Source organism: Myroides sp. A21 (assembly GCF_000807225.1).
Taxonomy (GTDB): domain Bacteria; phylum Bacteroidota; class Bacteroidia; order Flavobacteriales; family Flavobacteriaceae; genus Flavobacterium; species Flavobacterium odoratimimum.
On the sequence record NZ_CP010327.1, the window covers coordinates 3073024 to 3089371 of the forward strand.

Sequence of the window (16348 nt, forward strand, 5' to 3'; positions counted from 1 at the left end):
TATAATTATGAAAAAATATAGTTTATCTAAATATAGCTTAGTATTAGGTTTATCAGCAATCTTATCACTAGGAGCTTGTAGTTCTGATTTTACAGAGTTAGATCCAAAAGGAAATACATCTTATGAGAACTTCTGGAAAACAGAACAGGATGCTACAGAGGCGGCTAATAGCTTGTATCAGATGATGATGGAAGATGAAATGTTCGGGAGAGGGTTCTTTTGGTATATTAATGCTTCTGACGATATGGTAACAGGACGTCTTAATGCAACAGCAGATAACATTAAAAACTTTAACCTAAATGGGGATGAGGGCTATATCAATGGTATTTATCAAAATGCTTATAAAGTAATCCGAAGAGCTAATGATATCATTGTTAATGTTCCTGGAATGAAAATCAGTGAATCATTAAAGAAGAGAGTACTAGGAGAGGCTTATTTTATGCGTGGTTTCTTCTATTTCTGGCTAGCGCATACGTATGGAGATAATGGAAATAATGGTGGTGTGCCTATTATTACAGAGGCTAATATGTCTCAACCAGCAGGAAGTTATACAAGACCAAAAAGCGTGATTGAGAACTATGACCATATCGTTCAGGATTTGACAAAAGCATCAGAGTTATTACCTCTTTTTACTTCTTATTCAGCTGATAATTATGGTAGAGCACATAAAGATGCTGCTTTAGCCTATATCGCAAAGACTTATTTATATTGGGCACAATATGACTCTTCTAAGTTTAATGAAGTAATTAAGTATGCAGACGCAGTTACAAATTCTGGATCAGGAAGAGCACTTGTCAATACAGGTAATCCTTCTAAAGATTACAGAGAATTACACAGTGCTTTAAACAACTGGAAGAGTGAGTATATCTGGTCTGTAAACTCTGGAATAGAAGGAGGAAGTATTCTTCCGGGCTGTATGTTAGAGAACAAAGGATGGGGAGCTTATAACGGATGGGGGTATTTTACACCTACTGAGGGGTTATACCAAGAGTTCGAAAAAGGGGATGCACGTAGAGCAGTAACGCTATTAGTCTTTGGAGATGAGTTCAGCTACTTTGGACAGACCAAAAGATACTCTTCAGAGAACTCGATGTCTGGACTTCAGTTTAACAAGTATATGTATGAGTATAGTACAGAAGATGCTTTAGGGAAGTTTATCAATATGAATGGAGATAAACCTACAACGAATTACAATGTTCCTCTAATGCGCTATGCTGAGATTTTACTAATGAAGGCAGAAGCTCAAATCATGCTTGGGCAGAATGGTGATCAGGCATTAAATCAGGTGCGTAAGCGCGCTGGATTAGCACCTAAGAATGGGGCGACAATGGCAGACTTAAAACATGAGAGAAGAGTAGAGTTAGCTGGAGAATTTGCCAATAGACATTTTGACTTAGTAAGATGGGGAGATGCAAAAGAGGCTTATGGAAAACCTCTTTATGGAAGAATTCATGAAGATCGTTCTAACCCTGATTCTCCTTATAAGGTATCAGAGGTATGGAAAGCTAGAAACTTTGATTCAAGTTATATGCATGTATGGCCAATACCAAATAGGGCTGTACAATCATCAGGAATACAACAAAACGTAGGATGGTAATTTAATTTCAAAACCAATTGAGGGCTACCTTTTTGGGGCTAGCCCTCTTTTTATGCAACACAATGAAACGACTTTTTTTATCTATAGCCTTTATTTCGAGTGTTTTAATGGCTAATGCTCAATCAAAAAATTATAAAATACACTCTCATAATGATTATCATCAATCTACTCCTTTCTGGACGGCTTACTCTAATGGAGCAGAGTCCATAGAGATAGATTTAGTCATAGAACAAGGCAAGTTATATGTAGCACACGAAGTAAGTTCTGTACAAGTAAATAGAACGATAGAAAGCTTGTATTTGGAATCATTAGAAAAAGCTATTCAATTAGGTATCGGTAAGGCAAAGGGACTTAGTTTTTTAATTGATTTAAAATCAAATGCAAATCAGTCTATGGAGCTATTATTACCAGTACTGAAGAAGTATGAACGATTAATTAAAGAACAAGATATCACTTTTGTTATTTCTGGGAATAAGCCAGATACAAAAGTTTTTGAACAATATCCAACCTATGTAAAATTAGATCACCAGAGTTTAACTCCTTTAAAAAATGCAACGCTATGGGAACGAGTAGCTATGGTAAGTCTTAATTTTAAAGATTACTCTGTCTGGAATGGTAAGGGGCGCATGGTAGAAGAAGAAAGACAAAAACTTCAAGAAGTAATAGACTTAGTTCACAAGCAAGGTAAACAAGTTCGCTTTTGGGGAACTCCTGATGGAAAAACAGCATTTAAGGCGTTTTATGATATGGGCATTGATGTTATCAATACTGATAATCCTTATCTAGCACAGACATACTTAAAAAACTTAGATCGTGCTGTATATCATAATAAAACAGTATCTGAGATCTATAAGCCAACATTTGCAAATGACGATAAGGATTTACCCATTAAGAATGTTATTCTCTTAATTGGGGATGGAAATGGCTTGACACAGATATCTTCTGCTGCTTTAGCCAACGGGGGTGACTTAAGTTTACTTCAGTTGAAGAGTGTAGGCTTGATCAAAACGCAAGCAGGAGATGATTTTACAACAGACTCTGCAGCAGCAGGAACTGCTTTAGCAACAGGTCAGAAAACCTATAATCGCTCTATTGGGATGGGAATGGATAGAATGCCTTTAAAGAATATGACAGAGTACTTAGCGCCGTTTAATTATAAAACAGGAGTAATTACCACAGATGAGTTAACAGGAGCTACGCCTTCTGCTTTTTATGCACATCAAAAAGATAGAGATGATAGCTCACTAATAGCTCAAGATTTATTAAAAAGTCAACTTTCTCTCTTTGTAGGTGGAGGAAAGAAGTCTTTTAACAATGTGAATCTAAAGCAAGAGTTTACTTTACTAGAGCAAGTAGAACAGCTTAGTACTAGTAAGGATGCTCGTGTTGGTTATTTCTTAGGAGAAGGAGGATTAAAAGGCGTAATAGAAGGAAGAACAGACGTTTTAGCCCAATCTACTAAACACAGTTTAGACTTTTTGTCAAAAGGAGATCAACCTTTCTTTTTAATGGTAGAAGGAGCTAAAATAGATTCTTATGGTCATTTTAATAATACAGGGGGGATTGTAACAGAGGGAATTGACTTCGATAAAGCGATAACAGAAGCTTTAAAATTTGCAGATAAAGACGGACAAACCTTAGTTATTATAACAGCAGATCACGAGACAGGTGGTTTTGCAATTCCACAAGGAGATGTAAAACAAGGCATTATTGAAGGAGATTTCATCTCGCATGATCATACAGGAACTATGGTACCTATTTTTGCTTACGGGCCTAAATCGGGTGAGTTTAGAGGTGCTTATGAGAATAATGAAGTGTACCATAAGATTATAAAACTCTTAAATCTAGATAACTAATGAAGCGCTTATTAGTAGGTATAAGTCTTATTATAACGAGTGGAGCTTGGGCACAACAGACACAAGTAAAAGGTAGAGTTTTTGAAGATAGCAATCAAAATAGGCAATACGATAAAGGAGAACCTCTGTTGAAAGATGTTTTGATCAGTAATGGCAAGGATTTAGTTGTGACTAATGCTAAAGGTGAATATAAGATCAACAGTTTAGAGCAAGGTCAAATCTTTTTAATCAAGCCTTCAGGATATCAGTCTCCTTTGTCAAAGTCTAATAAAGTTGAGTTCTATATTCCCTTTGGAGAAGAACATAAGAGCTATGATTTCCCTGTGTATAAGCAAGAGGAAGATAAACCTCTAAAAGCTGTTTTATTGGGAGATTTGCAGTCGGATGTAATGGATGATATTCATCACGTAGAAAAACTCGTGGTAAGCGAATTAGCTACCACACCTCCAGATTTAATCTTTCCGCTTGGAGATTTAGCTTTTGATCGTTTAGAAGTATTTGAACCTTTATCACAGGCATTAGGCGTAATCGGTAGTCCTATATATTATGTGGTTGGAAATCACGATTTAAACTTTGGATCAGGTCTAACACTTCAAGATAGAGATAGTAGTTATAAGAAAGCTTTTGGCCCTTCTTATTATGCATTAGAATATGGAGAGGAACTTATTTTAGTACTTAATAATATACTTCCTGTAAATGACAAAGAATATATAGGAACAATAGATGAGGTACAAAAAGCTTTTATACAAAATGTACTGGTGCGATATGCTCTAAAGTATGATAAAGTAAAAGTGATGATGCATATTCCTATTGAGTTTATGGAAGATAAGCAGGAGTTTCTAGACTTGTTTAAGGACTATAAAGAAGTCTTTGTAGCTGTAGGACATACACATACACAGTATCATCAGTACTTTGAAAGAGATAATAAAAAACCTGTACATCAATTAGTAGCTGGAGCTGTTTGTGGTGCGTGGTGGCAAGGGCCTCATGATATCGAAGGTATCCCTTTTGCTATGATGTATGATGGTACTTGGAAGGGATACTGGACACTAGAGACACAAAAAGGAGATTATAACTTATCCTATAAAGTATCTGGTAGAGCTGAGGATAAACAGATTCAGATTTGGACTCCAGAAGTACAAGAGTGGGATAAGAGTTTAGAACACTTAAACGATGGATATGTTTATGCAAATGTATTTGCGGCAGATCTAAATACAGATGTTGAAATAAGCTTCGATGGTGTAAGTTGGCAAAAGATGGAGTACTATGAAGGAGTAGACCCTCATTATACCCGTTTAATAGAGCTACAGAATCAAGGGCGATATAAAAATATGAAAACCTCTCCTTTAGTAGACGCTAAAAGGAAGAGTAAACATTTATGGCGTATGCCAATACCTATGGGCTTAAAAGAAGGACCTCAGTTAATTAAAGTAAAAGCTATTGATCCTAGATACGGTCTTAATCATGTGGAGAATCGTGTCTTGTGGACCCCAAAATAGTTTTGTTGTAAGAAGTTGTTGTTTCAACTTTTTAGATTAGTAGTGTTTGTATTGGAAGGTGGCCTGGCGAGGTCACCTTTCTTTTTTTGAACCCTATTTAAAAGCACAAAGTAGGTTGTTTTAAAAAAGATTGTTTTTTTAACTTTTATAAAATAATAAAATTGATAATTAGCTGTTATAATATACATACTAGTAAAAGTTGCGTAGGTATATGCTTAACTTTATCTTTGTATGCTTAGGAAATAAAGAGATTTGCATAAATTGCTTTTGGAATAATGTTTTAAAATGCTATAAATTCTTTATTTTAGATAATTTAATTGAGAACAGGAATGATAAAAAAAGGTTTATTATTAATTGCCTTATTATTGAGTAGTTCTTTTGTATTAGGACAGAAGAAATATTCGGAGTTGACGAAAGAAGATTATTTAAATGATTTTGATATACTTATTAATATTATAAAAAAGCAACATCCTAATCCATTTCGAACTATTAGTGAAAAGGACTTGGATGCAAAAGTTGCAGAAATAAGAAAAAAACTAGAAGAGAATCCTTCTTATGCTAATTTCTTGTTATCTAATCCGATTCCTCTAATTCACGATGCTCATTCCTCTTTGAGTACAGATAGTACCGTTTTTGAGGATTTTACAAAGGAAACTTCTTTTTTCCCAATTAATACCATTGTTTATGATGGAAAGGTGTTTGTGAATCAACACAACCCTACTATACCTGTAGGAAGTATTATTACAAAAGTAAATGATGTAAAATCAGAAGATTACTTAAAGCGTATTAATGTAACAACGGATGGAAGTATAGAGGCTGATGATGCTAAAGACTTTTCGTTCTATGTGTCTTTAATGAGTCCTGAGCAAGAGTATAAAATCACTTATCTTGATAGTCTAAATGCTGTAGAGAGTAAAGAAGCTACACTGAAGGCAGTTAACTATGCACGAAATTATTACAACGTACAGAAAGCAATATTGCCAGTAGATATCATTAGTTATTCTTATGGAATCTATGGACAGAAGGTCAATGACGATACATACTGCTTAACTATTAAGACTTTTGCTTTTTCAGAAGAGTTTGCCTACCAGAAATTAAGTTCTTTCTTTGAGAAGATTAATGAAGAAGGAGTGAAGAATTTAATTATTGATATCAGAGGTAATGGAGGAGGATATCTAAGTAATATTCCTTTATTTTACTCTTTTATATCACAAGAAAAAGTGTTTAAGAACAATTATCGATATGCAACTAAGGTAATAGACATCAATGTACGTGAGAACCTGATAGATGCTAGTGGTAGACAGTATTCTGATATGGATATTAAGAATATGAACAACTTTATGTTCCAGCGATATGATAAGAGTGAGGTAGAAGGAGATGAGTACTATTATGGTAATAATCGATTAGATGAGTCTTATGTAGAGAACTATCCTCGTGATCGTTATTTCTTTGAAGGGAATACGATGTTATTAATAGATAATAATACAGTGTCTGCAGCAGCGTATTTTGCTTCTTTATTTAAGGAGAATAAAAGAGGGATTATCATAGGACAAGAGACACGTACATGTAGTAACTTCACTACTGCATTATGGTTTATTAATTATAAACTGCCTAATACGCAGACAGTGGTAGATTTGCCTCGATCAGAAGTGTTCTTTAATAATTCTATCAGTACAGAGAAGGGGTGTAGAGGAGTACTACCAGACTATACTGTAGATGAAAAAGGTTTTTATAGAAGTATCTTAAACGAAGAAGACCCTGAACTTACATTTGCTTTAGATCTACTAAAGAGACAAGCTCAGAATGAAGAACAGTAATTAAGAATACTCTAAATAAATATAGATATAAGATGTAGAAGGATGACTCAAGCAGTCATCCTTTTTATTATATGTTTTTTGTAAGTTTGATTATTAATAATATAAATGGAGAACCATGTTAGATCTAGTGATCGGAATGTCTATTACACAACTAATCCTTTTTAGTATAGTATTGAATATACTGTTCTATGGTGTATCTATTGGTTTGTATTTGACTCTAAACAGATGTAAGAAGGGAGAGTATATCCAAGAAATAAAACAAGAGATTACTAGAAGAGATCTAATATTATCATTTGTTGTTTTGCTGTGTAATGCAGCCGTTTTTGTATTAGGAGTAGGGCTGCATAAATATGGATATATTCATGTTCTAGAAGGGAGCTCTATAGTTATTATAGCTCTACAAACACTTGGTTTAGTAATAGGTATGGACTTTCTGATGTATGTATTTCACAGATTAGCTCATATTCCTGTTTTTTATCCTTTAGCACATCTGAGACATCATGAGCACAACAGTGTTAATGCGATAAGTTTATTTGTATTACATCCACTAGAGGCTATTGGTTTTGGGCTATTGTTTATCTTGTTGTTGTGTCTATATCCTTTTGACACTTTTTCGATAGGACTTTATTTACTTATTAATCTTATTTGGGGAACTATAGGTCATATAGACAAGGATGTGTTTAAGAATACTTACTTTGAGCGTTGGACACGAGATATACTGTGTCTTACCTTGTTTCACAATATTCATCATCAAGATCCGAACTGTAATTATGGTTTTTACACATTATTATGGGACAAACTTTTTAAAACGTATCGAAAAGTATAGTATATGCCTTGTAAACGTTTGAATATTAGTAGGGTACTAATTTTTTTGCTATCATTATAATGATGTGATTTACTTGTTTCTATTTGTAAGGTGTTGATATATAATGGTGTCTATATCTATATAGTGGTTTATAACTATCTATTTAATTGTTTTTGGAAACGTAATTTTATTTTTTTGTCATTTGAAATTTGTAAATTTGATATTCATGGTTTTAGACAAGGAGTTTAGGATTATGCATACTATGTTATTTAAAAAGAAAAATATGAAAAAGGGTATTGTATTATTGGCACTAAGTATAGGAGGAGTACTATATGCGCAAGATCATACTACAGTGACAGATTCTATACATAGAGATACTCTTAAGCTAAAAGATATCAATTATCTAGTAGAAACTTCTACTGTTAATGATAGTTTGAAAGTTGTAGAGAAGACAGCATCATATCCGAATACATTATCTATGTTAACGGATCGATTAAAGTTTATTTCACTTTATGATCAGCAAGCTAAGGCATATATAGAGGTAGAGAATAAACAAGATACAATACAAGTAAACGCTATATATCAAGAAGGAAAGATATATAAAGGACTATTAGTAGAAGAAAATGTCTCTAATGATCTTGATATCGTTTATTATGAAGATGCTATTCCGAGATATCGTTATACTACAGATCATGATTATCATTACTACACACTATTATCTAGTGAGTTAGATAAGAACGATTCTATACGTGGGCAGTTCTATGATTTACATGAAGGGAGTCTATTACCTTTAAAGCAAGACTATGTAGATGGACAATGGATTACATCATGGGATAAAGACTTAAAAAAAGAAGAAGTAGCTTTAAATGGATTAGCTACTCCTGCTACCTTGTACTCTTCATTAGATGATAAAAAAGAGCGCATGGTATGGAAAATCGAAAATGAAAATAAGGAGTTACATTATATATTCTTACAAAGAGAGGGAAATATGATTCTAATCTATGAACAAGCTTGCCCTGTAGTAGAAGGAGAAGAGGTGTATCTAAATGTTGCCTCAATGATAAACGTTGGTTTTGACAAAAAAAGGGTAACTGCTAGGACCAATAATAAGGAATCTATCTCAGATGTTTACTTTGAAAACTTTGGTAAGCGCGATTGGAAAAAGCCTAATCAGTATGTTTTTGATTATTATAGGAGATCTGATAAGAAGCTTGTACGAGCACGTGCTGTACTAGATCCAACAGTTATGAGTAATAAGGTGTTTTCAGACTTTATAATCGCTTTAGTGAACAATCCAGAGTTGTTTAGAAGAGATGTTCATTTAAAAGACTTTACTTTTGAAGATGTATTAAGTAAACAAATACTAAGGTTAAATTCTACGATTAAGCCAACTCACATTTTAGACGAACAGAAATAAAATAAGAGAAGCCAACTAAATGTTGGCTTTTTTTGTGTTTAATAGTTTAAAAATTAAGCTACTATCTACAGAAGTAAAAACTATTCTAATTTAACAGATTTATCTTTTTGTAGTACTCGTCATTTTGTACCTTTAGCTTGAAAAATTTATTATCGTAATGACATATTTAGAAAAATTATCGAAGATACGTTCACTGATGAAGGAGAGAGGAATTGATGGATACATTATCCCTTCTTCAGATCCACATATCAGTGAATATTTACCAGATTATTATAAGTGTATAGTTTGGACATCTGGTTTTAGTGGTTCAGCAGGAACATTAGTGATTACACAAGATTTTGCTGGATTATGGACTGACTCTCGTTATTTTGTACAAGGACCAGCACAGTTAAAAGGATCTGGTTTTGAGTTAGTAAAATTAAAAGTTCAACATGCACCTGAGTATGTGTCATGGTTAGGAGATAAATTACAAGCCGGTAATACAGTTGCCTTTGATGGTAATTTAGCTTCATTAGCAGTAGCGAATGCTGTAAATACTATATTAGGACCTTTAAATATCAAGGTAGATGGTCATGTAGACTTATTAGATGTAATATGGAATGATAGACCAGCATTGCCAACAGAGCCAGCTTATACATTACCTATTTCTATTACAGGACAATCTACTCCAGATAAGATAGCAGCTGTACGCAAAGTCTTAAAACAAAAAAGAGCGACATGTCACCTAATTTCATCTTTAGATGATTTAGCTTGGGTATTGAATATAAGAGGTACAGATGTAAAATGTAATCCTGTTACACTAGGGTTTGTATTTATCAGTCAAGAAAAATCAATCTTATTCATTGATTCTAAGAAATTAGATAAAGGTACAGCTGAGGAGTTACAAGGGTATGGTATCTTAATCAAACCTTATGAGGAAGTAAGAAATTACTTAAAATCACTAGGAACAAGCGAAACTATCTTATTAGATCCTAAGCGTACTTGTTTTGCTACTTATGATTCTGTTCCTGAGGGAGTGACTATCTTAGAGGATATGAATCCGTCTACTATGCTAAAAGCAGTGAAGAATGAAGTAGAGTTAAATCATGAACGACATGCCATGATTAATGATGGTGTAGCACTGACGAAGTTCTTTAAATGGATAGAAGAAAATGTAGCTTCAGGCGAATTATCTGAGATGAGTATTGCAGATCATTTAAAAGGATTACGTGCAGAACAGCCAGGTTTTAAAGATATTAGTTTTGATACTATTGCTGGATATAAAGATCACGGAGCTTTACCACACTATAAGGCAGAAGTGGATAGCAACTATAAATTAGAGGCTAAAGGATTGCTTTTAGTAGATTCTGGTGGACAATACGAGACAGGAACTACAGATATCACCCGTGTAATATCTTTAGGGCAGTTGACTCAAGAAGAAAAAGAAGATTATACTATTGTTTTAAAAGGAACGATAGAAGGATCTATGGCTATCTTCACTAAAGGTACTAGAGGATATCAAATCGATGCTATAACACGTCGTCCTATCTGGGCTACTATGCGTAACTATGGACATGGTACAGGTCATGGAGTAGGATTCTTCTTGAACGTACATGAAGGACCTCATACGTTCAATGGTGCTGCAGTAGATATTGCGATAGAGCCAGGAATGATCAGCTCTATAGAACCAGGATTATACAGAGAAGGTAAGCACGGTATTCGTATCGAAAACTTAGTAGTATCTAAGGATTTAGCTTCTAATCAATTCGGTGATTTTATGGATTTCGAAACAATCACCATCTGTTATATCGCAACAGATTTAGTAGAGAAGTCACTATTAGATCAAGTACATATTGATTGGTTAAATAACTATAATCAATGGGTGTATGAATCTTTAGAATCAAAATTATCAGCAGAAGAAGCTGCTTGGTTAAAAGAAAAGACAAAAGCAATTTAAGTTACATATAAAAGGTTGATTCATTTGAATCAACCTTTTTTACTTTTATTACGCTTGTAATATGTTTGAGTAGCGAATAATAGGATTATATCCGTTACTTTCAAATTTTTTGTACTTTGTGATCAATGACTCAGTAGAGTTAAAACCACATACATCAGCAATCTCCTCGAATGAATTCTTTGTAAAGAATACAAGTTCTAAACTCTGTAAGTACTTTCTCTTATCATAAAAGGTAAGGTACCCTTCTCCAAAGAAATAGATAAAATCATTATTAAAGTCTACACTAGAGATATTCTTTTTATCTAGTACTTCTTTTAGAGCCTGTGGTGTGGTTACTTTACTTAATGCTAATTCTCTATACAGCTTTATATATTTAGCCTTGTCTTTCATATAGAAATCTACTTCTAATAAAGAATCAATACGTTCATTACGAATGTTTAAGTAGAATAAGTTTAGAATGAGTTCTCCTGTTTTAGAGTCTTTAAACAAAGTTCCTCCTAGGCCACATAATCTATTTTCTCTATTTAGACAGTTAAATCTAATGTAGTGATAAGTGTCTTCGCTTAACCCTTTATTTAAAAAAGGAAGATCACCTAGTACTACTTTTAAAATCTGCTGTTGAACTTTAGGTTCAAACTTGTCAAAGTTAATATCTCTTAGTGGTTTAAAATTTTTATCCAATACTAATGAGAAAGCTTCTGCATATTGAACATTGTCTTTCTCTTGTTGTATAGTCGCATAGTTTAAGTGAACTAATGACTTATACAGCGTAGTTGTCATTGAATCAAAATAGTTGTAGTGGAATCGTTGCCAAGCTAGAGAATGCTTGTTTGCTTTAATGTTGAGGTTAGTAAATTTCTCTACGAATACCCCCAGAACATCTGAGAGTTCTTCAAATAATTCAAGTGTCATAATAAGTTGTTTGATTAGTTAGGTTTTGTTAAGGACAATTTATATAATTTTTCTATAAAAACAAACAATAATATTTTAATTTAAGCGTTTATTCTTGTGTTAAAATTATAAATAGCTAAATGTTTATGGTATACTATTGCATTATAGTTAATAGTGTGATATCGCTTAATGTCTGTATAACCGTGGTGTTTAGAAGATTTTAGTATGGAAATATAAAGTAAGAAAAACAGGTTATGAGGAATCTATATAAATTGACTTTAAATACTTAAATGGCTTAAAAAGAACTGTTTTTTCTTCTTTGAAAACTATATTTATCTATAAAAGCAGTGTTTTGTACTGCTATGAATGTATTCATCTTGCTTAAAGATGTCTTTTAAGTTTAATAAAATGTGATTTCTGTACAGAAAATAACCTTTGTCTGCAGTAGTAAAGATGAAAATTAGAATCGAGCTGATCCCTGTTATCTATAAACTCAATTTTGACTGTAGGTAAGATTGCTTATAGGAGAGTAATTGTAAAAGAATAGAAGCAATATTATAAGACTGTACAGTACTAAGTAGGATTGTGAACTATAGTTGTACAGTTATAGAAGGACTAGACATTCGAGTCCTTAGTGAGTCCGTTAAAACAAATATTATAACGGAGTCACTAAGGAAATAATCTGTTGCAAATTTAGATCGACTAGCAACTTTGTCACTAGAAAATAGAAATATATATAATAGCTATCGTAAGTGGTTACTTTTTAGTATAGTCCATTTGTTTACTAAACCATTGTTCTCCATTTGGTAGATCAAAACTTCTCATAGGAACATCAGCAAAGGTAAAGCCTATTTTTTCATAACATTTAATAGCTCCAATATTCCAATCAAATACATTAAGGATAACAGAATCACTTTGGATATCATTTAGACAATAATCTACAAAGGCTTGCATCATCTTTTGTCCATAACCTTTTCCTCTATTATTTCGATCACCTACCACTATACGAGCTAGTTTAGTAGCATTATTCTCCATCAAAATAATTTCGCCAACTCCAATTACGGTGTCATTATCAGTGTCAATTGCTTTAAAGAATAAAGAGTTTTCTACTTTCATGAAAGCCAAGACTTGATCCTCTGTAAGAGGATGTGTAAATGCAGTTCCTCCAAACTGTAGTAGTTCTTCTTCTGTAAAATTCCAATCTATAATTATTGGGGCATCCGTTTTGGTAAATGGTTTTAGTATAATCATTTGTTTTATTTTGAATTACAAATATATCGATATCTGCTTAAAAAAGGAAGTGGTTAGGGAATATAGAAGGACTTTGGGAGTAAATAAGGTAAGGTCTAGAAAGTAACTTTGTCAAAAAATATCTAGAATAACAAGGTGCAAAACTTAGAAAAGTGGTAAACTTGTATAAAATACATGAATATGGCAGGTAATACTTATGGCAATAGATTTAGAGTAACTACTTTCGGTGAATCTCATGGAGTAGCGATCGGTGGTATTATAGATGGTTGTCCAGCAGGAATAGAGTTAGATTTAGAACAAATTCAGTTGGAATTAGACAGACGTAAACCAGGTCAATCTAAGATAGTTACACAGCGAAAAGAAGCGGATGAAGTAAAGTTTCTTTCAGGAATATTTGAAGGGAAGACAACAGGTACTCCTATAGGTTTTGTAATTGAAAATACAAATTCAAAATCAAAGGATTATGATCATATCAAAGATATTTATCGTCCAAGCCATGCAGATTATGTATACGATGAAAAATATGGACATCGTGACCACAGAGGAGGTGGGCGTAGTTCTGCTCGTGAGACTGCCAGTAGAGTAGTAGCAGGAGCAATAGCAAAGCAAGTATTAAAAGAAATAAAAATAACAGCTTATGTGTCTTCAGTAGGAGATATTGCTGTAGAGAAAAAATACAGTGAATTAGATTTTAACGAGATAGAGAACAATCCTGTTCGTTGTGCTGATCCTATTAAAGCAGTAGAAATGGAGACTTTAATTAAGGAAGTAAAAAAAGATGGGGATTCTATAGGAGGAACTATTATATGCGTAGTACAGAACGTGCCTGTAGGATTAGGTGAACCTGTATTTGACCGACTTGATGCTGATTTGGCTAAAGCTATGCTTGGGATCAATGCTGTTAAAGGAGTAGAGTTTGGTCGTGGTTTTGAAGGGACAAAGATGAGAGGTAGTCAGCATAATGATTCTATCCTTCCTGATGGCTCTACAACAACCAATAATGCAGGAGGAATAGTAGGCGGTATAAGTAATGGAATGGATATTTACTTTAAAGTTGCTTTTAAACCAACTGCTACCTTAATGAAAGACCAGCAGTCTATCAATACCGCACATGAGGTGGTGACTGTACAAGGGAAAGGTAGACACGATGCTTGTGTATTACCACGTGCAGTGCCTATTGTGGAAGCTATGACCGCAATCACGCTTCTAGATTTTTATATCGAACAGTTTGGTTTCAAAAGAAAATAAACTTTAAAATGTTAAAGTAATAATTGTCCCTTGTTCTAACTGAGAAATAATGTCGAATTTAATGTGATGTTGTTCAAAGATGATAGTAGCAAGGGACAGTCCTATACCACTTCCTTTAATATCTCCGACATTTTTACCTCTGTAGAATGTTTGTTTTATAAAAGTAAGTTCTTCTTCAGAGATACCTTTTCCATGGTCTTTTACCTCTAGTTGTAGCCTATTGTTATGTAGAGACAGCTCTACTGAAACAGGTTTGCTATTAGAGTATTTTACAGCATTTTCGACAATATTGTATAATGCTAGATGGATTAGCGTTTCATTACCTTTATACTCTAGTTTAGTGAAGTCATCTACATTGATATTTATCTCTAAGGTAGTCTGTAGCTCTGCTAATTTATCTTGTAATGCTTCATATATAGTCCAGATTATCTCGTCTATTCTAAATAGACTAGCGTCTTTCTCTGTGTTTTTTAATCCTGATAATAAAAGAAGGTTACTTAAGATGTTCTCTATTTTGTACACATTTTTTAAAGCTTCTTTGACTACTTGATTATATTCTTCTGGAGAACGTTCTTTCTGAGCAAAAACTTCTAGGTTACCACTGATAGCAGTAAGGGGAGTTTTAAATTCATGAGAGACATAGTTAATAAAGTTCTTTTGAATTAAGAATGTTTCTGATAGTCTGATTAGTAGGTTGTTATAAGTCGAGATTAATTCTTCTAATTCATCATTTGTTTTCGGTACTTCTATCCCGTTTTCTAGATTAGAGTAGTTTACCTCATTTACCTGCTGCACAATATTCTTAAGGGGCTTATAGGCGATATTAGAGATGTACTTACTTAAAAAATAAATAGCTAGTAAACCTCCTACAAGTACAATGCATAGGATAAGAATAAGGCTTTTCATCTGATTCATAAAGTCAGCTGTAGACTCTCTCGTATATACTACGAAGTCCCCTTGGTTATCAGGGTAGTATATTCCGTAATAAAAAAAGTCATTTGCTTTAAATCGATGTGATTTATCTGTTCTTGTTTTGTTTAAAATAGCATTTGTCAGTACAGGGTCATTAACTAGAGCTCCATAGGATAACTGATTACTAAAGTTATATACAGCTACATTTTTAGACTGAATAGTGGCTCTAAATTCTTCTTTTACAACAGAATGCTCTGTATGAGATAGCTCGTCTTGTTCTAAGTAATATATTGCAGATAGGAGGGTAGTATTCTTCAGATTGTTAAACACAGACTCTTGTGTCTTAGAGAAGTAAGCTAAGAATATAATAAGTGATGCAATAAAAAATACTATACCGAATACTATAGTACTGTAGGTGGTAAGACGAGTGCGTAAATTCATATCATTCTTGTAGCATATAGCCAGTTCCTTTTATGGTGTGTATTATTTTTCCTTTAGAATCATCTATTTTACTTCTTAGATAAGAAATATAGACATCTACTACATTGGTATTGGTATCAAATTGTATTCCCCATACTCGTTCTAGAATCTGCATCCTAGAGACTACGCGATCTTTATTTTCTAATAAGAAAAGTAATAATTTGTATTCTCTAGGTGACAGATCTATTGTTTTATCTCCTTGTGTGACTAGATGTTTTTCAGGGTCTAGTTTTAAATCACCACAGATATAGATATGGTCTTTTTTTTCGTAATTAAATTTAGTTCGTCTTGTTAAGGCATTAATTCTCGATAGTAATTCACTAAAGTGAAAAGGCTTTGTTAAGTAGTCATCAGCACCACTGTCTAGAGCAGATATCTTATCAGTGGTTTCGCTTAGAGCGCTTAACATCAGTATAGGGGTATAGTTCTTTTTAAAACGAATCATTTTGGTTAACTGAATACCATCTATACCTGGAAGCATTATATCCATTAAGATAAGATCCCAATCAGCACTGAGAATAAGATCTCTAGCTTCTTCTCCAGAAGCAGCAAGTTGTACTTGCATACCATTTTCCTTTAAACCTTTGACGATAAAGTCACTGATGCGAGAATCGTCTTCTACAAGTAATATATTCAAGA

The 16348-nt window shown here is 33.4% G+C and carries 12 protein-coding genes; 8 read left to right on the forward strand and 4 right to left on the reverse strand.

Annotated features, from left to right (window positions below; genetic code table 11):
- Positions 1 to 7: 7 nt before the first annotated feature.
- The 7 genes from MYRA21_RS13745 (at position 8) to MYRA21_RS13775 (ending at position 10927) form a co-directional block, all read left to right on the forward strand.
- Positions 8 to 1597, forward strand: a complete 1590-nt coding sequence (locus MYRA21_RS13745; RefSeq protein WP_039329436.1) for a RagB/SusD family nutrient uptake outer membrane protein — start codon at positions 8 to 10, stop codon at positions 1595 to 1597.
- 62 nt (positions 1598 to 1659) lie between these two features.
- On the forward strand, positions 1660 to 3453 hold the full coding sequence (locus tag MYRA21_RS13750; RefSeq protein ID WP_235279931.1) for an alkaline phosphatase: 1794 nt from the start codon (positions 1660 to 1662) through the stop codon (positions 3451 to 3453).
- Positions 3453 to 4952, forward strand: coding sequence for a calcineurin-like phosphoesterase C-terminal domain-containing protein (locus MYRA21_RS13755; protein ID WP_039329440.1), 1500 nt, complete (start codon positions 3453 to 3455; stop codon positions 4950 to 4952). Before MYRA21_RS13750 ends, MYRA21_RS13755 begins: the two co-directional genes overlap by 1 nt.
- 329 nt (positions 4953 to 5281) lie before the next feature.
- On the forward strand, positions 5282 to 6769 hold the full coding sequence (locus tag MYRA21_RS13760; RefSeq protein WP_039329442.1) for a S41 family peptidase: 1488 nt from the start codon (positions 5282 to 5284) through the stop codon (positions 6767 to 6769).
- Between the two features lie 115 nt (positions 6770 to 6884).
- A complete protein-coding gene (locus MYRA21_RS13765) occupies positions 6885 to 7595 on the forward strand; it encodes a sterol desaturase family protein (protein WP_039329444.1) in 711 nt (236 codons plus the stop codon).
- A 262-nt stretch (positions 7596 to 7857) separates the two neighbouring features.
- On the forward strand, positions 7858 to 8991 hold the full coding sequence (locus MYRA21_RS13770; RefSeq protein ID WP_235279933.1) for a hypothetical protein: 1134 nt from the start codon (positions 7858 to 7860) through the stop codon (positions 8989 to 8991).
- A gap of 157 nt (positions 8992 to 9148) precedes the next feature.
- Positions 9149 to 10927, forward strand: a complete 1779-nt coding sequence (locus tag MYRA21_RS13775; protein ID WP_039329447.1) for an aminopeptidase P family protein — start codon at positions 9149 to 9151, stop codon at positions 10925 to 10927.
- A 48-nt stretch (positions 10928 to 10975) separates the two neighbouring features.
- Here the strand turns inward: MYRA21_RS13775 and MYRA21_RS13780 are convergent, their stop codons facing one another.
- The gene (locus tag MYRA21_RS13780; RefSeq protein ID WP_039329449.1) at positions 10976 to 11839 is read right to left on the reverse strand and encodes a hypothetical protein; all 864 of its coding nucleotides are present in this window, start codon (positions 11837 to 11839) and stop codon (positions 10976 to 10978) included.
- A gap of 735 nt (positions 11840 to 12574) precedes the next feature.
- Positions 12575 to 13069, reverse strand: a complete 495-nt coding sequence (locus tag MYRA21_RS13785; protein WP_006258971.1) for a GNAT family N-acetyltransferase — start codon at positions 13067 to 13069, stop codon at positions 12575 to 12577.
- Positions 13070 to 13249: 180 nt separating this feature from the next.
- Between MYRA21_RS13785 and aroC the strand changes: the two genes are divergently transcribed.
- On the forward strand, positions 13250 to 14317 hold the full coding sequence (gene aroC / locus MYRA21_RS13790; protein WP_006258970.1) for a chorismate synthase: 1068 nt from the start codon (positions 13250 to 13252) through the stop codon (positions 14315 to 14317).
- 3 nt (positions 14318 to 14320) lie between these two features.
- Here aroC and MYRA21_RS13795 read toward each other — a convergent pair whose 3' ends face one another.
- Positions 14321 to 15670, reverse strand: coding sequence for a HAMP domain-containing sensor histidine kinase (locus MYRA21_RS13795; protein ID WP_039329451.1), 1350 nt, complete (start codon positions 15668 to 15670; stop codon positions 14321 to 14323).
- Position 15671: 1 nt separating this feature from the next.
- Entirely contained in the window at positions 15672 to 16346 is a 675-nt protein-coding gene (locus tag MYRA21_RS13800; RefSeq protein ID WP_006265222.1) for a response regulator transcription factor, read from the reverse strand.
- Positions 16347 to 16348: the final 2 nt, after the last annotated feature.